This window comes from Nocardia sp. NPDC058114 (assembly GCF_042884695.1).
GTDB lineage: Bacteria > Actinomycetota > Actinomycetes > Mycobacteriales > Mycobacteriaceae > Nocardia.
The window spans coordinates 12,592-36,706 of the sequence record NZ_JBHVTK010000018.1; the positions used below are offsets into that span (position 1 = coordinate 12,592).

Annotated in this window: 24 protein-coding genes; 16 read left to right on the forward strand and 8 right to left on the reverse strand. The window is 67.6% G+C overall.

Going from position 1 to position 24,115, the window contains the following annotated elements:
- Window positions 1-6 precede the first annotated feature (6 nt).
- On the reverse strand, window positions 7-609 hold the full coding sequence (locus ACFVVI_RS34240; protein WP_387448984.1) for a GNAT family N-acetyltransferase: 603 nt from the start codon (window positions 607-609) through the stop codon (window positions 7-9).
- Window positions 606-1,415: a GntR family transcriptional regulator gene (locus ACFVVI_RS34245; protein WP_378993617.1), complete on the reverse strand. Its 810-nt coding sequence runs from the start codon at window positions 1,413-1,415 to the stop codon at window positions 606-608. Before ACFVVI_RS34245 ends, ACFVVI_RS34240 begins: the two co-directional genes overlap by 4 nt.
- Window positions 1,416-1,696: 281 nt before the next feature.
- Between ACFVVI_RS34245 and ACFVVI_RS34250 the strand changes: the two genes are divergently transcribed.
- Window positions 1,697-2,089: a DUF4254 domain-containing protein gene (locus ACFVVI_RS34250; protein WP_379314823.1), complete on the forward strand. Its 393-nt coding sequence runs from the start codon at window positions 1,697-1,699 to the stop codon at window positions 2,087-2,089.
- Window positions 2,090-2,142: 53 nt separating this feature from the next.
- Here ACFVVI_RS34250 and ACFVVI_RS34255 read toward each other — a convergent pair whose 3' ends face one another.
- Window positions 2,143-5,307 carry an AAA family ATPase gene (locus ACFVVI_RS34255; protein WP_387448989.1) on the reverse strand — a complete coding sequence of 1,055 codons (3,165 nt, stop codon included), beginning with the start codon at window positions 5,305-5,307 and terminating at the stop codon, window positions 2,143-2,145.
- Between the two features lie 337 nt (window positions 5,308-5,644).
- Here ACFVVI_RS34255 and infA point away from each other — a divergent pair, with 337 nt between their 5' ends.
- From infA to ACFVVI_RS34310, 11 genes are all read left to right on the forward strand, one after another.
- On the forward strand, window positions 5,645-5,866 hold the full coding sequence (infA, locus tag ACFVVI_RS34260) for a translation initiation factor IF-1 (RefSeq protein ID WP_003418601.1): 222 nt from the start codon (window positions 5,645-5,647) through the stop codon (window positions 5,864-5,866).
- Between the two features lie 145 nt (window positions 5,867-6,011).
- Window positions 6,012-6,125, forward strand: coding sequence for a 50S ribosomal protein L36 (gene rpmJ / locus ACFVVI_RS34265; protein ID WP_056818299.1), 114 nt, complete (start codon window positions 6,012-6,014; stop codon window positions 6,123-6,125).
- Between the two features lie 180 nt (window positions 6,126-6,305).
- On the forward strand, window positions 6,306-6,677 hold the full coding sequence (rpsM, locus tag ACFVVI_RS34270; RefSeq protein WP_067448181.1) for a 30S ribosomal protein S13: 372 nt from the start codon (window positions 6,306-6,308) through the stop codon (window positions 6,675-6,677).
- 9 nt (window positions 6,678-6,686) lie between these two features.
- Entirely contained in the window at window positions 6,687-7,100 is a 414-nt protein-coding gene (rpsK, locus tag ACFVVI_RS34275; RefSeq protein WP_019045110.1) for a 30S ribosomal protein S11, read from the forward strand.
- 24 nt (window positions 7,101-7,124) lie between these two features.
- Window positions 7,125-7,730: a 30S ribosomal protein S4 gene (gene rpsD, locus ACFVVI_RS34280; protein ID WP_301904992.1), complete on the forward strand. Its 606-nt coding sequence runs from the start codon at window positions 7,125-7,127 to the stop codon at window positions 7,728-7,730.
- Between the two features lie 91 nt (window positions 7,731-7,821).
- Window positions 7,822-8,880 (forward strand): DNA-directed RNA polymerase subunit alpha, encoded by a 1,059-nt coding sequence (locus tag ACFVVI_RS34285; RefSeq protein ID WP_056818293.1) that lies wholly within the window; start codon window positions 7,822-7,824, stop codon window positions 8,878-8,880.
- A 21-nt stretch (window positions 8,881-8,901) separates the two neighbouring features.
- Complete coding sequence (gene rplQ, locus ACFVVI_RS34290) at window positions 8,902-9,414, forward strand: 50S ribosomal protein L17 (RefSeq protein ID WP_378661942.1); 513 nt, start codon at window positions 8,902-8,904, stop codon at window positions 9,412-9,414.
- A 91-nt stretch (window positions 9,415-9,505) separates the two neighbouring features.
- Window positions 9,506-10,318 carry a tRNA pseudouridine(38-40) synthase TruA gene (gene truA, locus ACFVVI_RS34295; RefSeq protein WP_387449068.1) on the forward strand — a complete coding sequence of 271 codons (813 nt, stop codon included), beginning with the start codon at window positions 9,506-9,508 and terminating at the stop codon, window positions 10,316-10,318.
- A 304-nt stretch (window positions 10,319-10,622) separates the two neighbouring features.
- The gene (locus ACFVVI_RS34300) at window positions 10,623-11,600 is read left to right on the forward strand and encodes a helix-turn-helix domain-containing protein (protein WP_387448995.1); all 978 of its coding nucleotides are present in this window, start codon (window positions 10,623-10,625) and stop codon (window positions 11,598-11,600) included.
- Between the two features lie 246 nt (window positions 11,601-11,846).
- Window positions 11,847-12,797, forward strand: coding sequence for a helix-turn-helix domain-containing protein (locus ACFVVI_RS34305; RefSeq protein WP_387448998.1), 951 nt, complete (start codon window positions 11,847-11,849; stop codon window positions 12,795-12,797).
- A 167-nt stretch (window positions 12,798-12,964) separates the two neighbouring features.
- Window positions 12,965-13,912, forward strand: a complete 948-nt coding sequence (locus ACFVVI_RS34310) for a nitrilase-related carbon-nitrogen hydrolase (protein ID WP_387449001.1) — start codon at window positions 12,965-12,967, stop codon at window positions 13,910-13,912.
- Between the two features lie 38 nt (window positions 13,913-13,950).
- On the opposite strand, the gene ACFVVI_RS34315 is transcribed toward ACFVVI_RS34310, so the two are convergent.
- Complete coding sequence (locus ACFVVI_RS34315) at window positions 13,951-15,327, reverse strand: ATP-binding protein (protein WP_378993610.1); 1,377 nt, start codon at window positions 15,325-15,327, stop codon at window positions 13,951-13,953.
- Between the two features lie 280 nt (window positions 15,328-15,607).
- On the opposite strand from ACFVVI_RS34315, the gene ACFVVI_RS34320 reads away from it, so the two are divergent.
- A complete protein-coding gene (locus ACFVVI_RS34320; protein ID WP_378993609.1) occupies window positions 15,608-16,573 on the forward strand; it encodes a helix-turn-helix domain-containing protein in 966 nt (321 codons plus the stop codon).
- 523 nt (window positions 16,574-17,096) lie between these two features.
- On the opposite strand, the gene ACFVVI_RS34325 is transcribed toward ACFVVI_RS34320, so the two are convergent.
- A complete protein-coding gene (locus ACFVVI_RS34325; RefSeq protein WP_378993608.1) occupies window positions 17,097-17,432 on the reverse strand; it encodes a metal-sensitive transcriptional regulator in 336 nt (111 codons plus the stop codon).
- A gap of 133 nt (window positions 17,433-17,565) precedes the next feature.
- On the opposite strand from ACFVVI_RS34325, the gene ACFVVI_RS34330 reads away from it, so the two are divergent.
- Window positions 17,566-18,372, forward strand: coding sequence for an S-methyl-5'-thioadenosine phosphorylase (locus ACFVVI_RS34330; RefSeq protein ID WP_378993607.1), 807 nt, complete (start codon window positions 17,566-17,568; stop codon window positions 18,370-18,372).
- On the opposite strand, the gene ACFVVI_RS34335 is transcribed toward ACFVVI_RS34330, so the two are convergent.
- Window positions 18,373-19,404 (reverse strand): GAF domain-containing protein, encoded by a 1,032-nt coding sequence (locus ACFVVI_RS34335; RefSeq protein ID WP_387449006.1) that lies wholly within the window; start codon window positions 19,402-19,404, stop codon window positions 18,373-18,375. It lies immediately after the preceding gene.
- A gap of 55 nt (window positions 19,405-19,459) precedes the next feature.
- Between ACFVVI_RS34335 and ACFVVI_RS34340 the strand changes: the two genes are divergently transcribed.
- On the forward strand, window positions 19,460-20,020 hold the full coding sequence (locus ACFVVI_RS34340; RefSeq protein WP_387449009.1) for an NADPH-dependent FMN reductase: 561 nt from the start codon (window positions 19,460-19,462) through the stop codon (window positions 20,018-20,020).
- A 48-nt stretch (window positions 20,021-20,068) separates the two neighbouring features.
- On the opposite strand, the gene eccE is transcribed toward ACFVVI_RS34340, so the two are convergent.
- Window positions 20,069-21,712, reverse strand: a complete 1,644-nt coding sequence (gene eccE, locus ACFVVI_RS34345) for a type VII secretion protein EccE (protein WP_387449012.1) — start codon at window positions 21,710-21,712, stop codon at window positions 20,069-20,071.
- 113 nt (window positions 21,713-21,825) lie between these two features.
- On the opposite strand from eccE, the gene eccB reads away from it, so the two are divergent.
- The gene (eccB, locus tag ACFVVI_RS34350) at window positions 21,826-23,304 is read left to right on the forward strand and encodes a type VII secretion protein EccB (RefSeq protein ID WP_378993603.1); all 1,479 of its coding nucleotides are present in this window, start codon (window positions 21,826-21,828) and stop codon (window positions 23,302-23,304) included.
- On the opposite strand, the gene ACFVVI_RS34355 is transcribed toward eccB, so the two are convergent.
- Complete coding sequence (locus tag ACFVVI_RS34355) at window positions 23,301-24,068, reverse strand: potassium channel family protein (RefSeq protein WP_378993602.1); 768 nt, start codon at window positions 24,066-24,068, stop codon at window positions 23,301-23,303. The genes eccB and ACFVVI_RS34355 overlap by 4 nt on opposite strands.
- Window positions 24,069-24,115: the final 47 nt, after the last annotated feature.

Below are 24,115 nucleotides of genomic sequence, written 5' to 3' on the forward strand. Positions count from 1 at the left end.
CCGCACTCAGCCGGGGAAGCGATCCATCAGCGGCAGTGCCGGGACGGAACGCCGGTGCGCCGGGCGGCGGACCGGTGAACCGCACCAGCTGTCGGTGCGGCGTTCGAACAGCGCGCAGGACGGGCCCCTCGCCAGTGGGTCGGCGATGCGGGCCAGGGTGAAGCCGGCGCGGCGGTAGTAGTCGTGGAGGTGGCGGTTGGCGGTCCAGGCATCGAGGCGGACCCAGTCCCGGTGCTTCTGGTCGGCCAGCCGGGCGGCGTGGGCGAGCATCCGGTGCCCCACCTGCAGACCCGCGAACCGCAGGTCGACGATCATGAAGTGCACGATCACCGACTCGGCCAGCTCCCACGTCGACCACAGGCCGGGATCGGCTCGCTGGTTGACCGTGATCGTCCCGGCGGGCTCACTGTCGACCTCCGCGATCCACGTCTCACCGCGATCCAGCGCCCGCCCGACCGCCCCGGCGAAGATCTCGATCGGTCGACCGCGTCCCGCCACCGTCCACTGATCCGACCCGCGTGCCGTCAGCCACGACGTGCGCTGCACGCGCAGGCGGCAGATCAGCGGCAGGTCGCCCAGGGTGGCCGGGCGCAGGCGCACCGCCGTCATGGCAGCGCGACGGCCAACCCGGGTGCGATGCCCAATGTGCGGGCGATGACGTCGGTGCCCGTGTTGTCGCCGAGCTGATAGGCCAGCTGGTTGCGGCCAGCCAGGGAACGGTGGCGGGTGGCGCGCGTGACGCGTTCGTGGTTGGCGCCGATGCGCAGATGGTCGAGCAGGACGGTGCCGGTGGCGACGCCGAGCACTGCCGCTTCTTCGGCGGTGGCGGCGCGCGCCAGCACGGTGTCGCGGTGGGCGGTCTCGCCGTAGCCGCGATCGGCCAGACGGCGGGTGGTGCCCTCGGGGATGTCGTGTGGCGAGTCGATGCCCGCGGCTTCGGCGAGGTCGCGGGGGTAGAAACTCACCTCCCACGACCACGGTTCGTTGTCCAGGTACTGCACCACCGTGCGCGCGAGCACCCAGGAATCGGCGGCGACACCGAGCCAGCGCGCGACTTCGGTGTTCGCGGGTTCCATCCTGGTGCTGAATTGCTTGGACGGTTCCCGGTTGGCCGCGCGCGCGATCTCCTCGAAGATGTCGTGTGCCGACCTGGGCCGATCGCGCCGGATGTGGTCGGTGACCACCGACTCCAGGACCTCCTGGTTGCGCACGATGGTGCCGCGGGAAGTTGCTGTGTAGACGAGATTTTCGGCGACGAGCACCTGAATCGCGTTGCGCGAGGTGGTGATCGAGACCTGCATCTGATCGGCGAGCTCGGAGTGGCTGGGTAACCGGTCGCCCGGTTTCCATGTGCCCGCGTGGATCTCCTCACGGAGGAGGTTCGCGATCCGGAGATAGGTCGGACCGTCCGCCATCATGCTCCTCGGTAGGTCGTGCAGGTAACGAAGTGTACTCGTATCGGTTACCTACGGCCGAGTAATGCTTGACAGAAAGCTTGCGAGGTTTATTGTAATGAACGTCCTGATCCGGTGCTCTGCGGCGATGACGGCGAGGCAACGTGGCTGGTTCGGAGAGTTCTACAGTTGTAATGGCTTTCCCCGACACAGTGCGGAGTGTCGATACCGCCGGGCTCCCGGCAGCTACCGGTCTGTTACCCCTCTCCGACATTCTCGTCCGGGCGTGTCGCGGACATCGGGTGGTCGGGGGACCGCTGCTGTGGTTCGCGCGTGATCTGGCCGTGCTGCACGAGAAACGGATCGTCGGGCGCGGGGGGCGAGTCGACACCGACCCGGTGGTCCTGCGCGAAATCGACTGCCGGCGTAGTGAACTGGTGCTGGCGATCGACGACTGGGTTTTGCGGGCCATCCCGCAGCACCGCCTCGGCGCCACGCTGCACACGGAGACCGTCGGCTCGGTCATCGACCGCATGGCCGAGGCTTCCGTGCGAGCGCACCACGCACTGATGACGCTGGCGGCCAACGACGAAATGCTGCACTGCGCGTGGCACCACCTGGCCGAACTGGCCGACGCCTACGACGATCTGGTGCGTGACGTACTGGCCGGGCGCAGGCGGCTGCCCGAGTGGTGAGCTGGCACCTCGACCGCACACCACGCCCCGCGGGGCGTGGTGTGCGGTGCGTGTCAGCCGAGTCGGTGGTGGTGGACGCCGAACTCGTCGGCCACCGTCGCCGCCAGTTCCACGTACGCGCGCTTGGTGGTCTTGTGCAAGCGGTGCAGGTCGATCTCGGCGCCCTCGGAGAGGTGCTCGTCGAACGGGATGATGTGAACGGCGCGGCAGCGGGACAGGAAGTACTCGCGCAGCTGCTGGACACCGACGTTCGGTGAGCCCTCGCGCGGGAGGTTGATCACGACCACCGCGTTGCGGACCAGATGGTCGTGGCCGTGCAGGGACAGCCAGTCCAGGGTCGCGGCGGCGCTGCGGGCGCCGTCGATGGCGGCCGAGGAGATGAGCACGAGCGAATGGGCGAGGTCGAGGACGCCGCTCATCGCCGAGTGCATCAGACCGGTGCCGCAGTCGGTGAGGATGATGTTGTAGAAGCGCTGCAGGATGCGGGCCACGGCCCGGTATTCCTCGTCGTTGAACGCCTCCGACGCAGCCGGATCACGCTCGCTGGCAAGGACTTCCAGGCGACTCGAGCCCTGGGAGGTGTGCCTGCGGACATCGGAGTAGCGCTGGATCGCCGGGTCGAGCAGCAGGTCGCGCACGGTCGAGCGGGTCTGGATGGCGACGCGCTGCGACAGGGTGCCGAAGTCGGGGTTGGCGTCGACGGCGATCACTCGGTCGCCGCGGATCGAGGCGAAGATCGAGCCGAGACCGGTGGTGGTGGTGGTCTTGCCGACGCCGCCCTTCAGCGAGAGGACCGCGATGCGGTAGTCGCCGCGCACAGGCTGGCGGATACGGGCCACGAGTTCCTGCAGACGCAGCTCCTCGGCGGACATCCCCGGGTTGATCGCACCGCCGGACACGTGATGCACGGCCTTGCGCCAACCACTGCCGGGAGCCTTCTTGGCGCGCTTGACCGGGACGTCGTCGAGCGAGGGCTGGTAGCCCTGTGGCTGTGCGCCCCAACCCGGTTGGCCGTAGGGCTGCTGGTGGCCCTGCTGGTAGTTGCCCGGCTGCTGGTACTGCTGCGGCGCGTTCGGCTGCTGGTACTGCTGTGCCGGTGTGCCGTCGGGCTGGTACTGCGGGCCGGGCCCGTTGGGCTGGTTGTACTGCTGCGCGGGCGTGCCGTCGGGCTGGTACTGCTGACCGAGGCCTTGCGGCTGCTGGTACTGCTGTGCCGACGTGCCGTCGGGCTGGTACTGCGGAACGGGCGTGCCGTCGGACTGGTACTGCGGGGCCGGACCGTTCGGCGGGAACTGTTGCTGCGCCCCCTGATTCGGCTGCTGATAGTGCGGAGCGGGGGAGCCGTCCGGCCGATACTGCTGCACGGGGGCGCCGTCGGGCTGCTGCGCGGGTGCGGCATCGGGCCGATACTGCGGTGCCGCGCCGTCGGGCCGCTGGGCGACGCCGTCGGGACCGTACGTGGGCAGACCGTCGGGCTGCTGGTGCTGGGCCGGGGTGCCGTCGGGGCGGGGATACGGCGACGCGGTGTCGGCCGCCTGCACGAATTCACCCGAGCGATACCCGGTCTGCGCGGCGCGTGCTTGTTCCGCGGGGTTCGTGCCACCCTGCCGATTCGCCTGCCCGTGCTCACCCGGCGCACTGCCTTGTAGCCGTGGATCATCGGACCGGTACACCTCGGTCCGCCCATCCGGCGCATGCGTCGGCGCGACCGGTGTCGGGTCACCGGGGACCGAGTTGTACTGCGTCGCGGGGTAAGCCGACGGCGGCACGCGCTCGCCCGATGCGTACGGCGACCGCTGCTCGGTAGCCGGCGGCTGTTGCGGAGCTACGGACTCGGCGGAGCTGTACGGCGACCCGTGTTGTGACGCGACCGCGTCCTCGTCGGGCGCGGACCGCCCGTCGGCCGAGTGGCGCGCACCGGTTGTCGGCGATTCGGTGGCCTCCGCAGCGGTTGTCGCTGGGGATGGTTCGGCCACCTCGGCCGCTGCGCGACGAGGCGGTGTGGCCTGCTCGGCTTCCTGGAACGACGACGGCGGGCGTGGTTCCACATCGGCGGACTGCGCGACCTCGCTGGGCGCGGGTGTCGACGGTGTTTCTGTGGCGTGTTGTTCGACCGCGTCCCGTGCGGTGACCGGCGATGGCGCATGGTCTGCCTGCCCGACCGCCTGGTCGGCGCCGATCGGCTGCGGTTCGGCGGCGACCAGGCTGGGTTCGGCGGTGGTCGGCTGCGGTTCGGCGGTGGTCGGCCGGGGTTCGGTGGTGGTGGTCGGCTGCGGCGGGACGGTCAGGCGCGGTGGGGCCTGGGTCGGACGCGCGGGCGGGTCCGGCAGCGGAGGGGGCGGGGGAAGGTCGGGGCGCTGCTGGTTCGGGCCGAGCGGGGTGAAGCCGGTCGACGGTGGCGCGGGCGTCCGGGTCGGGAGCGCGTTCGCGGCGTGGTCCACGGCCTCGCTGGTCGGCGCGGGTATTGCCGGGCCCGTGTGTGTGGGCACGCTGGTGGGCGACGGCGGGAGCGGAGGGGGTGTGCCGGTGGATGTCGGCGCGTGATCTGCCGGTGGCTGACTTGCCGACCACGGAGCCGCTGTCGACGCCTGACCGCCTGCCCACGGCGCCGGATCCGCGGCCGAGGGCCCCGGAATCGACGACGGACCGTTGGTGTCCGATCGCGGTGCCGGATCCGCCGATGACAACGGCGCGTTGACCGGGGGAGTCAGCGGGTTCGGGGCGGCCTGCCACCCGGCGTTCGGCTGTGGCCACCCGGCGTTCGGCTGTGCGGGCGCGGCCTGCTGGTATTGCGACGCGTCGCGGCCGGTCTGGGGTGCGGGCTGCTCGTAGGTGGGCTGCGGACGCGGTTGCTCGTCGCGGCGGGGCTGCTGGTGGGACGGGCCGGGGATCAGCGGGTCGGCGGGCTGCTGCGGGGTGGACCAGCCGGAACCGGAATGGTGGGTCGGCTCGGCGGGGCGGCGCTGGTCGACAGCCTCGCCCGGACGCGGGGTGGCTGCCTCTTCCTCGGATTCGCGATCCTTGCGGCGGCGCCTGCCCTTTTCCTTGCGCGGCGCGTCGTCACCGCGCCCGCCCATGAAGCGGCGGCGTTTGGGTGCGTCGTCGATCTCGTCGTCCTGGGGCAGGTTCTCGACCGGAGCCTCGTAACCGACCTGTGTGACGTCGCTCTCCGACAGCCACGGCGGCAGCATGGGGAGGCTGTCGTTGTTGCGGCTCACCGGCACGCCTCGCTCACCAGGGTCCCCCGATCTGATCGACCCACTTCTCCGACGCCGGTGAGTTTACGCGACAACCCCCACGGCGTGGTGGCCGCCCGGTGGCTAGACACCGTGCTCAGGGCGGCGCGCGCGCAGGCCTCCCGATTGTGCGGCACGGTGCCCGGTCAGGGTGTACGGTTCGGGGCACTTTTGCCTCTGGCCGCCCGGCCCGGTAAGCTTGAGCGGCGGTGCACCTATGCGCCGACTGTTCGCATGCATGTCGACGGGCTCTTGGTCGACGCTACACACGCGGACGGCCATCAAACTCAGGTTGAGCGTAACCGGGATCGCGGAGGATATGGCGAAGAAAGACGGGGCCATCGAGGTCGAGGGTCGAGTTGTCGAGCCGCTGCCCAATGCGATGTTCCGGATCGAGCTCGAGAACGGTCACAAGGTTCTCGCGCACATCAGCGGAAAGATGCGGCAGCACTACATTCGTATCCTTCCGGAAGACCGCGTGGTCGTCGAGCTGTCGCCGTACGACCTCTCACGCGGCCGGATTGTCTACCGCTACAAGTGATGCCTGACGGCGTCGCGAGCCTCACCGGCGCGCGGCGTCGCACAGCGTCCCGGCAACGGGACGCACACCAGACTTCCCCGGTCCTCTGGCTGGGGAAAAACTGTGTTCACACCACCTGTGTGGACCAATACAAGATTGGACTGACGTGAAGGTTAATCCGAGCGTCAAGAAGATCTGCGAGAAGTGCAAGGTGATCCGCCGTCATGGTCGGGTCATGGTGATCTGCGACAACCTGCGCCACAAGCAGCGTCAGGGCTGATACAGCCTCACCACCGGGCACCGATCGTCTGATCGGACTGACCGAAAGAAGCACTCCCAGTTCCAGCACGCACGCACTTGTGCGCGCCATCCACCGGCACGGAGGCCGGTGCCCCCACCTTTGTGAAGACGGGGGGACGGACGGGGAGCAGACCTCCGCAACCATTAAGGAACCTGCCACATGGCACGTCTGATGGGCGTTGATCTCCCGCGCGAAAAGCGCATGGAGATCGCGCTGACCTACATTTTCGGAATCGGGCGCACCCGCGCCACCCAGATCCTGGCCGAGACGGGCGTCAGCCCCGACCTGCGCTCCAAGGACCTGAACGACGACGACCTGGCGAAGCTCCGCGAGTACATCGAGGCTTCGGACTACAAGGTCGAAGGTGACCTGCGCCGCGAGGTTCAGGCCGATATTCGTCGCAAGATCGAGATCGGCTGCTACCAGGGCATCCGCCACCGTCGTGGCCTGCCCGTTCGTGGTCAGCGCACCAAGACCAACGCGCGTACGCGCAAGGGTCCGAAGAAGACCGTCGCCGGCAAGAAGAAGTAGGGATAGCGTATGCCTCCGAAGAGCCGGGCCGCTGGCCCGAAGAAGACTCAGAAGTCGCGTCGCCGGGATAAGAAGAACATCCCGCACGGCCACGCGCACATCAAGAGCACGTTCAACAACACCATCGTCTCGATCACCGACCCCGAGGGCAATGTCATCTCGTGGGCGTCGTCGGGTCACGTCGGTTTCAAGGGTTCGCGTAAGAGCACCCCGTTCGCCGCGCAGCTCGCTGCCGAGAACGCTGCCCGCAAGGCGCAGGAGAACGGCGTCAAGAAGGTCGACGTGTTCGTGAAGGGCCCGGGTTCGGGCCGCGAGACCGCGATCCGTTCGCTGCAGGCCGCCGGCCTGGAGGTCGGCTCGATCTCCGATGTCACTCCTCAGCCGCACAACGGCTGCCGTCCGCCCAAGCGGCGTCGCGTCTAATAGCGGGAAAGGAAAAAGCTCAAAATGGCACGTTATACAGGCCCCATCACCCGCAAGTCGCGTCGTCTGCGCGTCGACCTCGTCGGAGGCGACCAGGCGTTCGAGCGTCGTCCTTACCCGCCCGGCCAGCACGGCCGCGCGCGGATCAAGGAATCCGAGTACCTCATGCAGCTGCAGGAGAAGCAGAAGGCTCGCTTCTCGTACGGCGTCATGGAGAAGCAGTTCCGTCGTTACTACGAAGAGGCCAACCGCCTCAAGGGTAAGACCGGCGACAACCTGCTCCGTCTGCTCGAGTCGCGTCTGGACAACGTCGTGTACCGCGCCGGTCTGGCCCGTACCCGTCGTCAGGCCCGTCAGCTGGTCAGCCACGGTCACTTCATCGTCAACGGTGTCAAGGTGAACGTCCCCAGCTACCAGGTCTCCCAGTACGACATCATCGATGTCAAGGAGAAGTCGCTCCCGACGCTGCCGTTCCAGGTGGCTCGCGAGACCGTCGGCGACCGTCCGGTTCCCGGTTGGCTGCAGGTCGTCCCCGGCCGCCTGCGCATCCTGGTGCACCAGCTGCCCGAGCGCGCGCAGATCGATGTGCCGCTGCAGGAACAGCTCATCGTCGAGTACTACTCGAAGTAATCGCTTAACGGTGGGGGTCGCTACGCGGCGACCCCCGCAATCACTGACGAGGCATCAAATAGCGGATGCCCTGAACAGGAAGTAGATCCTCATGCTGATTTCCCAGCGTCCGACACTGACCGAAGAGGTTGTGGCGGAGAACCGCTCGAAGTTCACCATCGAACCCCTCGAGCCGGGCTTCGGTTACACCCTCGGCAACTCGCTGCGTCGTACCCTGCTGTCCTCCATCCCGGGGGCCGCGGTCACGAGCATCCGCATCGACGGCGTCCTGCACGAGTTCACCACCGTCCCCGGCGTGAAGGAAGATGTCACCGACATCATCCTGAACCTCAAGGGCCTGGTCGTGTCCTCCGAAGAGGACGAGCCGGTCACCATGTACGTGCGTAAGCAGGGCCCGGGCACCGTCACCGCCGGTGACATCGTTCCGCCTGCCGGCGTCATCGTGCACAACCCGGACATGCACATCGCCACCCTGAACGACAAGGGCAAGCTCGAGATCGAGCTCGTCGTCGAGCGGGGCCGCGGTTACGTGCCCGCCGTGCAGAACAAGGCGACCGGCGCGGAAATCGGCCGGATCCCGGTGGATTCGATCTACTCCCCGGTGCTCAAGGTGACCTACAAGGTCGAGGCCACCCGTGTCGAGCAGCGCACCGACTTCGACCGTCTCATCCTCGACGTGGAGACCAAGAACTCCATCACGGCTCGGGACGCGCTGGCTTCGGCCGGTAAGACCCTGGTCGAGCTCTTCGGCCTGGCCCGTGAGCTCAACGTCGAAGCCGAGGGCATCGAGATCGGCCCCAGCCCGGCCGAGGCAGACCACATCGCCTCGTTCGGTCTGCCGATCGAGGACCTGGACCTCACCGTCCGGTCCTACAACTGCCTCAAGCGCGAGGGTGTGCACACGGTGGGCGAGCTCGTTGCCCGCACCGAGTCGGACCTGCTCGACATCCGCAACTTCGGCCAGAAGTCCATCGACGAGGTGAAGGTCAAGCTGCACACGCTGGGCCTCTCGCTCAAGGACAGCCCGGCGTCGTTCGACCCGTCCTCCGTGGTGGGTTACGACGCGAGCACCGGAACGTGGAGCGACAGCGGCACGTTCAGTGATACCGACGGCGGCGAGCAGGACTACGCCGAAACCGAACAGCTTTAATACGCCCAGGAGAAACCCACAATGCCCAAGCCCAAGAAGGGCCGCCGGTTCGGCGGCTCGGCGTCGCACCAGAAGGCGATCTTCGCCAACCTGGCCACGGCGCTTTTCGAGCACGGTCGGATCACGACCACCGAGGCCAAGGCCAAGGCGGTGCGTCCCTACGCCGAGAAGATCATCACCAAGGCGAAGGGCGGCAGCCTTGCCGACCGTCGTGAGGTCATGAAGGACATCCGCAACAAGGACGTCGTGCACGTCCTGTTCGCGGACATCGGCCCCTCGTTCGAGGGTCGCGAGGGTGGCTACACCCGTATCACCAAGGCGCTGCCGCGCAAGGGTGACAACGCGCCGATGGCCATCATCGAACTCGTCCGCGAGAAGACCGTGACCAACGAGGCCGATCGGGCCCGTCGCGTCGCCGCTTCGCAGAAGACCGAAGAGGCCCCGGCCGCTGAGGTCGAGGAGACCGTCGCCGACGAGACCGTGGCTGACGCCCCGGCCGCCGACGAGGCCACCGAGGACAAGAAGGACGCCTGATTCTCAGGAGTTCTGCCGAGCCCGTCACCCTTCGTGGGTGGCGGGCTCGGTTCTTTTCCGCGTGCGAATTCAGGAGGATGGCATGACTCGGGTGCGGCTCGGGATCAGTTATGACGGCACCGATTTCACCGGCTGGGCACGGCAGCCGGGGTTGCGCACCGTGCAGGGCGTGCTGGAGGAGTCGCTGTCGAAGGTATTGCGTGAGCCGCTGCAGCTGACGGTCGCCGGCCGCACGGACGCGGGCGTGCACGCCGAGGGACAGGTCGCGCACTTCGACACCGAGTCCGAGTTCGACGCCGACAAGTTGCTGTACCGGATGGCCAAGTTCCTGCCCAAGGACGTGCGGATCACCGAAATCCGTACCGCTGTGCCCGAGTTCGACGCCCGCTTCTCCGCGATGCGCCGCCACTACGCCTACCGGCTCACCACCGCCCCCTACGGCGCCCAGCCGTTGCAGGCACGCGGGGTGGTGCCGTGCAAGCCCGGCGTAGAACTCGAGGCCATGCGCGCCGCTTCACGAAACCTGTTGGGCCTGCACAACTTCGCCGCCTTCTGCCGACGTCGCGAGGGCGCGACCACCATCCGCGAACTCCAGCGCTTCGACTGGGAACGTGACGGCGACCTGCTCACCGCCTACGTGAGCGCCGATGCCTTCTGCTGGTCGATGGTCCGCAGCCTCGTCGGCGCCGTCCTCGCGGTCGGCGAGGGCCGCCGCGCCCCCGAATGGACTACGTCCCTGCTCGCCGAGACGGCACGTTCCAGCTCGGTGACGGTAGCTCCCGCCCACGGTTTGAGCCTCATCGCCGTCGACTATCCGGCCGACGCCGACCTCGCCGCGCGTAATGCCCAAACCCGGGAATCCAGAACTGTGCCGGTGGCAGAGGGCGGTTGCTGCGGCGATTAATAGCCGTATCCGTTCACCGAATTCTGTGACACCTGAACTGTCGAGTGGCGATCCGATATTTGTTCGAGACTTTCCCTAGTCGAAGAAAGTAAGAAAATTTTCTTGTCTCGGCCGCCGAGTTGTGGTGGCGGCGCTCACGTTATCGGTGTGGTAATCGGGGGCGATGCTAGATTTCCCAGACGATGGATACTTCCTCGGTCACCGCATTCGGCGAGTGGCAGCGATCATGGCGGAGACACGAATGGCGTCAGCTGAATTCGGGGCGAGCGTGCGCCCTGTCGCGGTGGAATAGCGACGTCGGGCGATGACATCGTTCGAAGGATTTCCCGAGATCTGCTCGACCGCGGAGATCGCGCCGCCGGATGCTTTCGCGCACTGGGAACAGCTGGTCGCCGGCGCGATCACCGAGGTGTCGATCGCGCCCACTGTGTCGCGCGCGTTCGAGGGGCGGATCAGGTCGGCCGATTTCGGGGACATCTCTGTAGGCACCGTGGTGGCCGAGGGTCACGAATTGCGCCGCACGCGCAGGCATATCGCCAGGGCCGACGATTTCCACGTCATCGGTAGCGTGGTGCTCGCCGGCCACGCCCAGGTGGAGCACGCGGGCAACCGCGTCGAGCTGGCACCGGGCGCGATGATCTTCTACGACACCGAACAGCCGATTCGGTGGCGCTCGGAGGGCCTGATCGAGGATCTCACGGTCCGGGTGCCCCGGCAGCAGGTCGTCGACTACCTGGGTATCCGTGCTGATCTGCTGCCTGCCGGGATGGTGATCGGGGAAGGGGGCGTCGGGTTGATGCTCGCCAGATTCTTCCGCCAGGTCGCCCAGCTGCACAGCACCGATCCGGCGTCGGCGGCGGTGCTCGCGGGCAGCGGTATCGACCTCCTCGGTGCGGCGGCCACCATCGCGGCGGGCGAGCGGCCCGGCCGGGCGCAGATCGCGGCGGTGAACGGGCAGCAGGTGCTGGACTATCTGCGCGCCCATTTCACCGACCCCGAACTGACGATCGAACGGATCGCGGACGGCTGCCGGGTGTCGCGGCGCACGCTCTATCGGGTGGTCGCGGAATTCGAGGGCGGGCTCGGGGCGGTCCTGCGCGGAATGCGGTTGGAGCGGGCGCGGGTGTTGCTCGTGGCGAGCGACTTCCGTTCGATCGCCGCGGTGGCGACCGCATCGGGATTCGCCACCGAGCGGCAGTTCTATCGTGCGTTCCACGCGGCGACGGGTATGACGCCGGGTGAGTACCGAGTAGTAGCTCGTTCCGGCGCCGATATCGGCTGACGATTGCCGTCAAGCCGGGTTAGGTGATGTGCCTCACATGGATGTTTCATATTGAAAGACCCGGGTCGGTTATCCGCTGGAATCGACAGTGCTAGACGCATTTCCGATGTCGGCAAACCATCCCATTCGGAAACAACTGATGGAAATTGGACGGTTGATCTGGCAGGCTCGGCCACGGGCGAGCCCGACGATTGTGCGACGCCAACTGTTTGCTGTTCGACTCGGATAGGAAGCGAGGTGGTTGGCATGGAGATCGCGCAGACGCGCGCCGGAGCACGCGAATCGTTTGCCGAATGGGAGTCGCTGCTGTCGGAGAGTTACGTCCCGCTGATGGCGGATCCGAGCGGTGACGGCACCTTCCACGGCCGCATCGAGCGCAGCAGTCACCCCGGCTTCGATCTGTCGACGGTCCGCGCGAGCGGCCAGCGCATCCGCCGCACCCCGCGCGGAATCGCGAAGACCGACGGTGAATTCCTCCTGGTCTCCATCCTGACCGAAGGTTCCGGACTGCTGCACCAAGACGATCGAGTCGCCTTGGTCCGCCCCGGCGACATGGTCTTCTACGACACCTCGCGCCCATACCACTGGGACCTGGAGGGTCCGTGGGCGCAAGTCGTGGTCCAGACGCCACTCGAGGTCCTGCGTCAGCAGCTCGGCCCGGGTGGATCCCCGTTGCCGACCGCGGTGACGGTCACCGCCGACAGCGCGGGTGGGGCGGTCGCCGGCTTCTTTCGCGATCTGGCCCGCATCCAGCAGAGCGCTCCCGGCCATGCGACTGTCCTGGCCGACAACGGGGTCAAACTGCTCGCCTCCGCGGTCCGGCTGGCCTCGGGGGAGATCCCGTCGGGTCAGCCCGCGCAGGCGCTGTCCCGCGAGCAGGTGCTGTCCTTCATGCGGACCCGGTGCGCCGACCCTGGCCTGACCATCGACGACATCGCCCGTGCCTGTCTGGTGTCGCGTCGAACGCTGTACCGGCTCTTCGGTGATGTGGAAGACGGACTCAGCGCCGTGCTGCGGCGTATGCGGGTGGAATGCGCGCGCACCCTGCTCACCCGCGACCCCGGCCGCGCGACCGCGACGGTCGCGCTCGCGTCCGGCTTCGCCTCCGAGCGACACTTCTTCCGGGCCTTCCGGCTGGAGACGGGGATGACTCCCGGCGAATTCCGCATGCTCGCGTCGAGCGCGCTGTCTATCTGATACCGCTGTTCTCACGCGATATTCGGTAGACCTTCGGCGAAACTCATCGCAATCGGCGGATTGGCACAGACCGTCAGTCGGCTGGCACGGGATGACAGTTTGTGTGGCGCCATTCTGCGAGAGAGTGAATTGAACACTCTTCACTGGTTGAGCGACAAGGGGGCACGATGAGTCGGGTACGCGTGGCAGCGGTGCAAGCCGAGCCGAAGTGGTTGAATCTTTCTGCCGGAGTCGAACAGACAATCGAATACATCGCGTCGGCCGAACGCGGCGGCGCGCAAGTGATTGCTTTTCCGGAGACATTCCTGCCCGGATTCCCGTGGTGGATGTGGCTCAATTCGGTCGATTGGGGCGAGGAATTCCTGGCCAGGTATCTGGCCAACGCGCTGACCGCCGACGGCCCCGAACTGCGCGCCATCGCCTACGCCGCCCGGCGCACGGGCGTGCACGTCTCGATCGGCTTCGCCGAGCGGGCCGGGCACGAGGTCTTCATGTCCCAGGCGCTGATCGATGCCGACGGCACCATCGCTGTCGCTCGCAAGGCGGAACCCACCGGGCTCGAGCGCACTGTCTTCAATGCCGCACCCGGTGGGGGACCGCTGGTTCGTGACACCGTGCACGGCCGGATCGGCGTACTCGGCGGCGCCGATCATCTCCGTGCCGACCTGCGTGGACAGATGCACGATCAGCGCGAGCAGCTCCACATCGCCGCGTGGTCGGGCTTCACCGTGTACTACGGGGAGGGCAAGGAATGGGGGCCCGATCTCAATACCGCCGCCAGTGTTCGCTACGCGATGGACGGATCGACCCATGTCATCGCGCCCGTCGCGGTCGTGCCGGTGGCAGGCTGGGAGGTCGTCGACGCGCGGATGCCGGAGCGGCGCCTGCTGCGTGGCGGTGGCGGGGTCTCGCGGATCTTCGGGCCCGGCGGACTCGAACTCGCCGCACCGCTGGCCGAAGGTGACGAGGGACTGCTCTACGCCGATCTAGATCTCGGCCGCACCGTGCGCCCGGCCACCGCGGCCGCGCCCCGCGGTGAGCGCCTGCCGCTCCGGGTACCGAGCGGTCGGATCGTGCGGCGTGAGCCGGTGCGCGTCGGCCTCACGGGGGCCTGAGACGACGGCCGCGAACCACAGTGCGACGAAGCCGGAGGTCATCGCAGCGGCACCGAGACATCGGCGCCCGCTTCACGGGTCAGCCGGGCGTTCACCTTGGCCAGTGCGGGCGTCGGGACGAATCCGCCGGCCAGCAACGCCTCACCCTGCCGGAACCAGGGCGCCTGGGCGAGCAGGCCGCTCGGCGCGTAGCCGAAGTAGGTGCCGAGTTCCTCCAGGTCGGAGGGGGAGGTCATCTTCATCAAGGCGAGGTTGTCGCACTGAGAGATGATGCCGGGGTGCACCTTCGACGGCCGCTGTGTCGACAGCAGCAACCACAGGCCGAATTTGCGCCCCTCGGCGGCGATCTGGATCAACCGCTCGCGCACCGCGACGGCCACCGGCGATTCGAGTCGGGGTGAGGCGAGGTTGTGCGCTTCGTCGATCACCAGCAGAACCGGGCGGCGTTCCTCGCGTTTGGCCCACAGATCGTCGAGCAGCGACAAGGCGACGACGAGTTGCTGTGCGGGCGTGGAGAATCCGCCGAGATCCAGGACTGTCACATCGGGGCGATCGGCGACGATCTCGGTGACCGCCTGGTCGGCTCCCGCCCAGACCTCCCAGTCGAGCAGCCCCAGATTCTCCACGCGCATCGCGAGCCGGCGGCGAGCCGTGTTCTCGACGGCGCGCAGGTTGTCCAGGACATCGTGGATTTCGCCGGACATCGCCGACGCCAGATGGATCAGTTCGTTGAACTCCTCCCTGTCGGCCACCGGATCCAGCTGCAGCACAGCGGCCTTCGAGGTCAAGGGCATGTCGATGAACTTCGCCCGCAGGCGACCGGGTGGTTCGGATTTCGGTCGCAGGACGCGGATGTCGCGCTCGCGCAGGGCCTGCGCGGTGGGGCCGGTGGCGCCGGGGATCACCTCGCCGATGCGGACGAAATCGGAATTCGGGTCGAAGATGACGATCGGCAGCGCGGTGTACGCGATCAGCTGCTCGAGGACGACGCCGAGAGCGTAGGTCTTGCCGGAACCGCTCTGTCCACACCAGAACGTGTGCCGGTTGAAACGGGTGGGGAGCAGTCGAGCGGGGCCGCCGGGCGCCGACAGACTCACGCCGACCTCGAGCTCGGCGCCGGTGATGTGGTGGAGCGCGGTGACGGTGTCGCGATCGGCGGGGCCGATCTCCCCGCCGTCGAACGCGTGACTGGCTCTGGTGTCGATCCCGTCATCGGTGAGTTCGCCGATCAACCTGCCCCGCAACCCGACGGGCACGGTCGCCGTGCGCTCCTCGACCAGCCCGAGCTGCCTGCGCCCTGCGCAACTGACCACGATCAGGGATCCGGCGGGGAAGGGGCTGGCCGCGGCGTTCTCGACGACGAACGAGCGGCCGTCCTCGGAGCGCACGGACAGGACGGCGGATTCGGCAGACATGGACGTGTCCTCCCGGTGGCGCGTCGACGAGCATCCTGCTGGCAACCACCAGTAAACACGGCCCGGTCACGTCTTCCGGTACACCGCGCGCACGTGTGTCGGGTGCTGTCCGCGGCCCTCGTACCGGAGCGTGCTGAAAGAGGCTTGCGCAGAGAGATTTTACCTGGTCAAGACCGAATGTAAGTACATTTGCAATTGCATTCGAGGCGCGGAGCGGGGGTATTCTTCTGGGCGATGCCGCACGACGGCAGCATCTGATTCTCGTTTCCGGAGGTCGCCTGTGGCGAACGAAACGACGACGCTGGAGTTCTCGGCGCAGACACCGCGCAGTGCGGAGTTCGAGCAGTGGGAGGCGTTGATGACGAAGACGTATTTCCCACTCGCGCTCGATCCCACATTGGACGCGCCCACGTTCGGCAGGCTCACCAGCAGTGCCTTGCCCGGTGTCGCCGACTTCTCGCTGACCGCGCTCGCGGGTGGGAATCAGGAATTCCGGCGCACCAAGACGCATGTGGCGTGTGCCGACGAGGAATACCTGCTTGTCAGCATTCAGGTCGCCGGTCATGCCCGACTCACCCAAGACGGCCGCTCGGTGCTACTGAGGCCGGGCGAGATGACGTTCCTCGACACCGCGCGGCCCTCGCTCTGGCACGACAGCGTGTCCTACGAGCAGGTGCTCGTGCGAGTGCCCACGCGACTGCTCCGCCTGCAGCCGGGTCTCGCCGAGGTCCGCATACCGACCGCCACCGCGATTGCTCCGGACAGCCCGGCGGGTGTGGTGGCCACCTACTTTCGTGAGCTCGCCCGGGTCCGCGCGCAATCGCCCGCACAGGCCGACATCCTGGCCAGGAGTGCGCTCGACCTCCTCGGCTCGGCGGTGCTGCTCGCCGCGGGGAGCGAGCCTGTCGAGGCCCCTGCCGACGCGCTCAGTCGCGAACACGTCATGGTCTACCTCCGAAAGCGGTGCACCGACCCGGAATTGACCGTCGACGAGGTGGCCGCGGCCTGTCACATCTCGCGCCGCACGCTGTTCCGAATCTTCGACGGCACTGGCGACAGCCTCAGCACCACCCTGCGCAGATTGCGGATCATGCATGCGCGCAAGCTGCTGGCCCGCACGAGAAGCCATCCGCCCGCAGCGGTCGCTTACGCCTCGGGATTCGCCTCCGAACGGCACTTCTATCGGGTGTTCCAGCAGGAGACCGGGATGACGCCCGGTGAATATCGGCAGTCACACATCGGCTGATCAACGTGGCACTGATTGTCAGAGGCTTGGCGCGGGAGGACTGCCGGCACGATCGTTCTCGCAGCACACTGGATTTCGTTGGACCAGTGCGGTACGAGGAGCGATCACGATGTCGATTCGGATCAGGGCGGCAGCGGTGCAGGCCGAGCCCGCGTGGCTGCATCTGCCCGCGGGCGCAGACGATCGGCTTCATCGAGGATGCCGGGGCCGGTGGAGCACAGCTCGTCGTGGTGGCGATGGCTGAAGTCGGTCGACCGGGGGTCCGAGTTCCAGTGACGCCACTGGAACGTGAAGTCTTTGCCGACGGTGTGGCGCCGTCGGCGGTTTACCACACCGAACTGGGCCGGGTCGGCGTCCTGGGGGAGCCGACCATGTGTGCCCGGACCGGCGCGTGGACCTGTGGCGGGAGCAGGTCCACGTCGCCGCGTTCTCCGGATTCACCGTGTATCGCCAGGTCGGTGACGACATCGTGGTCGCGGCGAACAGTACGGCTCGCGGGCTCACTGGTGATTTCGTGAGCCGGTCAGGACCTGACCAACCGGGCGATGGCGTCGGTGGCCTCTTTGATCTTGGCTTCGGCCTCGGGTCCACCGGCGATCGCCGCGTCGACGACGCAGTGTGAGATGTGATCCTCGAGCAGCCCCATCGCGACGGCCTGTAGTGCCTTGGTCATGGCGGAGACCTGGGTGAGGATGTCGATGCAGTACTTTTCCTCTTCGACCATGCGCTGGAGGCCGCGCGACTGACCTTCGATGCGGCGCAGTCGCTTGAGGTAGTCGTCCTTGGCGGTGATGTAGCCGTGGCCTGCGTGGCCCGCGTGCTCGTCGCCGGTCGCGGTGTCGGGGGTGGGTGTTGTCACCGTGGTCTCCTCGCCTGCCTGGTAGCTCGCGTGGCGAACTAATACCCCCCTAGGGTACAGTTTCGCGGTCGAAATGTCAGATGACAGGTCCCCGGTGCTGCGCGCGGTCGGCCCGGGCGGAAGAATCGGCGCTATGAGTTCGCTTCCCCGGCCCGCACTCGCCGTCATCGGCGGCAGCGGTTTCTATGACTTCTTCGACCACGACGCGGTGCACGTCGAGGTCGACACACCGTATGGCGCGCCGAGTGCGCCGGTCGCGATCGGGGAGGTCGAGGGCCGCGCCGTCGCCTTCCTGCCCCGGCACGGCAAGCAGCACGAGTTCGCGCCGCACACCCTGCCCTACCAGGCGAACATGTGGGCGCTGCGTTCGCTCGGGGTGCGCCGGGTGTTCGCGCCGTGCGCGGTCGGCAGCCTGCGCGCCGATTGGGGTCCCGGCACCGTGGCGGTGCCGGATCAGCTCGTCGATCGGACCTCGGGTCGCCCGCAGACCTACTTCGACGGCGGCGGTGTCCACGTCTCCTTCGCCGATCCCTACTGCGATGATCTGCGCGCCGCCGCGGTGAAGTCCGCCGGTGACCTCCGGGTCGAGGATTCCGGCACGATGGTCGTCGTTCAGGGCCCGCGCTTCTCGACCCGCGCCGAGAGCCGCTGGTTCGCCGGGCAGGGCTGGGACCTGGTCAACATGACCGGTCATCCCGAGGCCGTTCTCGCTCGCGAACTCGAAATGTGCTACGCGGCAGTCGCTCTCGTCACCGACTTGGATGCCGGTCTGGAAGAGGGCGACGGTGTGCACGCCGTCGATGTGTTCGCCGAATTCAAGAAGAACCTCGGACCTTTCAAAGAGCTCATGCGACGTGCGGTCACCGCGGTCGACGACACCGGCACCTGCGAACGCTGCCGCGTGCACGCCGGGGTGTCGCTGCCCTTCGAACTGCCCTGATCACCCCGGCTGCGCGGTGACCTGCACCTGAGCGAGTAGGAAAGCAGGCGCCGCGCCGCCGCCGGGCAGCGGTGACACCTCGACGTCGACGGTGAGCCAGCCACCCGCCTCGGCGGCCAGCCGCAACCCGCTCAACCCGGCGCGCGTGGCCCCTGCCAGCACCTCGGCCCGCAGGGCGGCGATTCTGGGCCGGTCCTCGGGATGCGGGACGGTTCGCTCGTCGACTCCGCGCCATGTCAGCCCCGGCACCGGCTCGGTGACCCAGCGCACGGCGCGCACCTGGGCGGTGTCGACGATGACCAGGTACAGGCCCGGCTGGGACTCGCGCAGCAATTCCAGCGTCGCGGCCTCGAACGACTTGTGTTGCGGGGCGACACTGTCGGTGACATCGACGGACACGCCGCGCCACGCGAACCGCTGCTCGGCGTCGCCGTTGCGCGCGGCCACCAGCAGCGAACGCGGGCCGATCGTCGAATGCACGGTGGCAACGCCCGACCAGCGACTCCGAGGTTGCGAATGGTGCAGCGCGGCAACGAATTCCAGCGCGCGATCGAAACGCTCGACCCGCTCGAACGACTCGGCACCGCTGTATTCGACCGGGGCGGAACCGAAGTGAGATCCGAGCCCGGCAGGATGCATACGCACCACCCGGGCGTAGGCGTCGACCTGGAACGGGGCGACCCGAAGCTCGTCGGCCGGGACCTCCGGCCCCACCCACACCTTCACCGCATGCACGGACGAGTCCGGCCACAACACCGGCACGGCCCGAAACCGCAACTCCGACCAGGGATTGCGCGACCTGGGCAACACCTCCTCCACCGGCGCCCCGGTCTCGTGCGCGGCCGCGATCAACGGCTGCAACCGGGCCGGAACAGCCCGCTGATACGACGCCCACTCGCGCGGCGCGGTACCCGCGGTCAACATCGACCAATCCCGCGACGTCCCCAACGTCTCCACCAACTGCCAACGTCCGATAATCACGCGTGCGACCCCCTGCGCCCCATGAACGAAACCGACCGCCCTATCGTGCACGAGCCGGTCAGCGGCTCCGGTACCGGGGCATTTCGGGGTCGATAAGCTCGGCGGCATGAATGCACCGCTGCGGTTGGAGATCATCGTCGCCAGCACCCGGCCCGAACGATTCGCGCCCGTGGTGGCGGGCTGGCTGGTCACCGCGCTGGGGGAGCGGCCGGAATTCGAGGTGGGGGTGCTCGATCTGCGGGATCTGGCGTTGCCGGTGGACCTCACCGAGACGCCGGAGGTCGAGGCGTTCCGGGCCAGGTTGGCCGGTGCGGACGCGTTCGTCGCCGTCACCTCCGAGTACAACCACGGGTATCCGGCTTCGCTGAAGACCGCGCTCGACAGCGCCAAGCACGAGTGGCGGGCCAAGCCGATCGGGTTCGTGTCCTACGGCGGGTTGTCGGGTGGGTTGCGCGCGGTCGAGCAGTTGCGTCAGGTGGTCGCGGAACTGCACATGGTCTCGGTGCGCGAATCGGTGAGTTTCGCCCAGGCCAAACGCCGCTTCGACAAGGCAGGCATGACCGACGACGACGCCGCGATCGACGCATGCGACCGTATGTTGAACCAATTGGCCTGGTGGGGAACGACTTTGCGGGCAGCCCGCACGGTGGAACCCTATCCGGGCTGAGCCGGCGGTGACATCGCCCGCGTGGTGACGCGAGCTACGGCGAATCGATCAGGCCGACGCCATCGCACGCTGACCACGCGGCTGGCCGATGTAGGTCGACTCGCGCGGAATCGACACCAGCGTGAGGTTCACCCTGGTCGTTCCCGTACGCAGCACCACGCGGTTGCCGATCGCTCCCGGCTGGAAGATCTCCAGGTCGGGGCGAGAAGCGGGCCAGCCGTTCGGATCACCGGTGAGGTAGATCGTGGTGACACCGGCGTGCGGGGCGGGCGCGAGCACACCGTCCACCACCGTCGCGGTGAAACCCGCGTCGGACTGGTGTGTTTCGACGGCGATGGTCAGCCGCTCCGGATTGCCGACGGTGGTCACCAACTGCTCCCAGGCCTGCGCCCGGTCGGTGCGCACCAGCACCCGCTCGCCCACAGCGAGCGCGCGGAACACCAACTGCTGGGCCAGATACAGCTCACCGGCGACGTACACGGTGGAGATACCGGCGCCGACGATCCTGGTGGCGACGCCGTTGCCCTCGTCGTCGGAGCCCAGCAGCTGCCCGCACCCCGACGACGGAAGGTGCAGCGCGCCGATGACATCGATCGGGTACTCGATGGTCGGAATCGTGTCGTCGACACCGGGCACCGCGATCGGCAGGTGTGCCAGCAGCGCGTCGCGATGGCGTCCGCTCATCGACACCATGCCCTTGGACTTGGTCTTCTCGGGCAGCTCGCGCGCGGTCAATCGCCATGCGGCGCCGACACTCACGGATTCGGCGTCGCTACCGGGACGCAACCGCACAGCGACCGTCGTACCCCGCGACGGCGCGACCCACAGCTGGGCGAGCAGATCCGAACCCAGCTGCTTGGGATCCACCGCACTGCCGATGTTCACCGCGTTGCCGATCTCGGCGTACTTCCACCGCTGACTCAGCGTGCGCGGATCGAGACCCGCGGTGATCTGCTGTACGGCCTTGCGGATCTCGGGGGCGGTGAGGATGCGCGCGTTGCAGTCGGCGTCTTCGAGCGTGCGCATGATCCGCTGGGTGGCGATGGTGACCGAGCGGGAAGCGCCGTCGGTGCCCCCACCACGACGAGCCGTCGCATCCGGGCAGGCCACCGCGTCGAAGCTGATCGCGAGCCACACTGTGCGGTGCGCGGTCGCGGGCAGCGGGCCGAGCAGCGATTCGTAGATCGCGCCCGCGGGGGTGCCGGACCGGCTGCGGTGGCCGTGGCTGATGATGTCGATCCCGCTGAGCAGGATGTCGTGCTGGTTGAGGCACGCGGCCAGTTCGGGCAGCGGCAACAGGTGTGAGGCGTGCACGGCGGTGCGCGCGATACGGGTCAGCCCACCGCGCGGCGGCAGCACCTCGACGACGGTGACCACGCGGCTGCCGTCCCAGTACAGGCCGAGCGAGCGCCCGTCGGTGTCACGGAAGTCGACGGTGTCGCCGAGTGTGTAGTCGCGCTTGGCGGAATACCGGCGGATGGTCGAGATCCAATCGAGGATCGTGCGCTTGCCGATCGGGATCAGCGGCACCAGCGCCACCACGACGGCGATGGCGAGCGATATCAGCGCATCGATGCGGCAGATCAGCGCGACAACCCCCGCGATCAGGCCGAGGACCTGCGCAATGAGTAGGTGCGGCAGCGAAATCCGACCGAACAGCGGGCGCGGTCCCGCCCCGGTGAACTCAGCCATTCGTTCCTCCCCCAGGTACCCATTTGTCGATCGGCCGATGGCCGAATGCGAACAACTGCTGCCGGGAACTGTACTGTGTTGCCCGGACGAGAGCACTGTTCGGGGGAGGAACCATGCCTTCAAAACCCACAACGCGCTGGCAGGTCAGCGGATACCGCTTCCTGGTGCGGCGAATGGAGCACGCCCTGGTGCGCCGGGATGTGCGCATGCTGCACGACCCGATGCGCGCGCAGACCCGTGCCTACGTGGTCGGACTGGTGCTCGGCATCGTGGTCCTAGCAGGTTGTGGCGTGCTCGCGCTGCTGCGCCCGCAGGACAAGATCGGCGACAGCAAGATCCTGATCGCCAAGGAATCCGGCGGCGTCTACGTGGTCGTCGACAATGTGGTGCATCCCGCGCTGAACCTGGCCTCGGCCCGGTTGGCGGCCGGTGAGGCGTCCAAGGCGGCGATCGTCAAGGAGTCCGAGCTCGGGAAGAAGCCTCGCGGTCAGCTGATCGGTATTCCGGGCGCCCCGTCGTCGATCCTCTACGACAAGGGCGGCAAGGGCCGCACCTGGACGGTGTGCGATCAGCTCAAGTCCGACGGCACAGCGGATCTGACCACGTCGGTGCTGGCCGGCGACCCGAATCTCGGCGCCAAGGCATCGAAGGTGGATGCGGGCAAGGCCATGCTCGTGAAGGGCAAGGACGCCGTCTACCTGGTCTACGACGGCAAGCGTGCCCGCGTGAAGATGGACGATCCGGCCGTCACCCACGCGCTCGGGATCACCGGCGTGACTCCGCGTCCGATCAGCGAGGGCCTGCTCAACGCGATTCCCGAAGTGCTGCCCCTGATCACGCCGGTCATCGACAACCCCGGTGGCACACCGACTTACAACGTGAGCGGCCACAAGATCGGCGACGTGGTCCAGGTGTTCAACGAGCCCAACCAGAACTACGTGGTGCTCCAGAACGGACTGCAGGAGATTTCGGCGCTGACCGCCCAGATCATCCGCAACTTCTATCCGACCATGATGAACGGCACGACTATTCAGTCGACCGACCGCACCTACGCGACCATCGTCCAGACGTTGAAGGTGCAGGACTACCCGCGCGACCGGCCGACGCTGATCACCGCCAAGGACCAGCCGGTCAGCTGCATGTCGTGGAAGCCGATCGCGGGCGCCACCGACAACACCGACGCGACCGCACGCGCCGAGCTGACCTTGCTGACCGGCATCGATCTGCCGATCCCGGACAAGGCGAAGATGGTCGACCTCGCGCAGGCCGACGGCGCGGGCCCGAACGCGGACACCGTCTTCATTCCGCCGGCGTCCGGCGCCTACGTGCAGTCCACCGGCATCGAACCGAACAGCCGCCGCAAGGACAGCCTGTTCTACATCGCCGATACCGGCGTCCGCTTCGGCGTCAAGAACGCCGACGCGGTCAAGGCGCTCGGCCTGGAGGAAGTCAAGGCCGAACCGGCGCCGTGGCCGATCATCGGACTGCTCGCGGGTGGGCCGACGATGGGTCGGGAAGAGGCGATGGTCGCGCACGACGGTGTCGCGCCGGATCCGTCGCCCGCCAAAAAGCCTGTCGCCACGGTGAACTAGCCGGACGGGGTCGCCGACTTCGCGGAATCGGAGCGAAGTTCGGCGACCTCGGTCCGTAGGGCTCTGACCTCGTCGACCAGTTCGCGGAGCATGCTCTCGGCGCGGTCGGCGGCGTCGTCGACGGTCTTGAGTTGTTCGACGACCCAGCTGGTCATGGTGCCGATGGCGAAGGAGATCAGGCCGATGCCCAGCGTCATCAGCACCAGCGAGACCAGTCGGCCCTCGGTGGTCACCGGGTAGACGTCGCCGTAGCCGACCGTGGTCACCGAGACCGCCGACCACCACAGTGCGTCGCCGAAGGTCTCGATCTTGGAGTCGGGTGCGCCGTATTCGGCGTCGAAGAAGGCCAGACTCGACAGCAACAGGATCAGCAGGGAACTGGTGGCCACGAAGGTCACCAGGCGGGTGCGCGGGTGCGTCGCGCGGTTGAGAGCGTCGAGCAGCAGCAGCGAAGCACGGAGCAGCCGCAGCGGGCGAAACGGCGGCACGAGCACGACCAGCAGGTCGAGAGGATGCTTGCGGAGGAAGCGCAACCGGTCGCCCGAGAGCCGCAATCTGACCACGAAATCGACGAAGAACACCGCCCAGATCGCGATATCGGCCAGCACGAGACCGGTATCGAGGCGCGGTGACACATCGGTGTCGAGCACCCGCCACGCGTACATGACGACGAACACCACCGCGAGCGCCATCAACGGCAGATTGGTCGCGCGCTCCCACCGCTGCCTGCGGGTGAGTGGACGGTCGGTTGTTGACGAATTCATGCGGCTACCTGGGTCGACGGGCTCTGGCCCGCCGACCGTACCCTGCT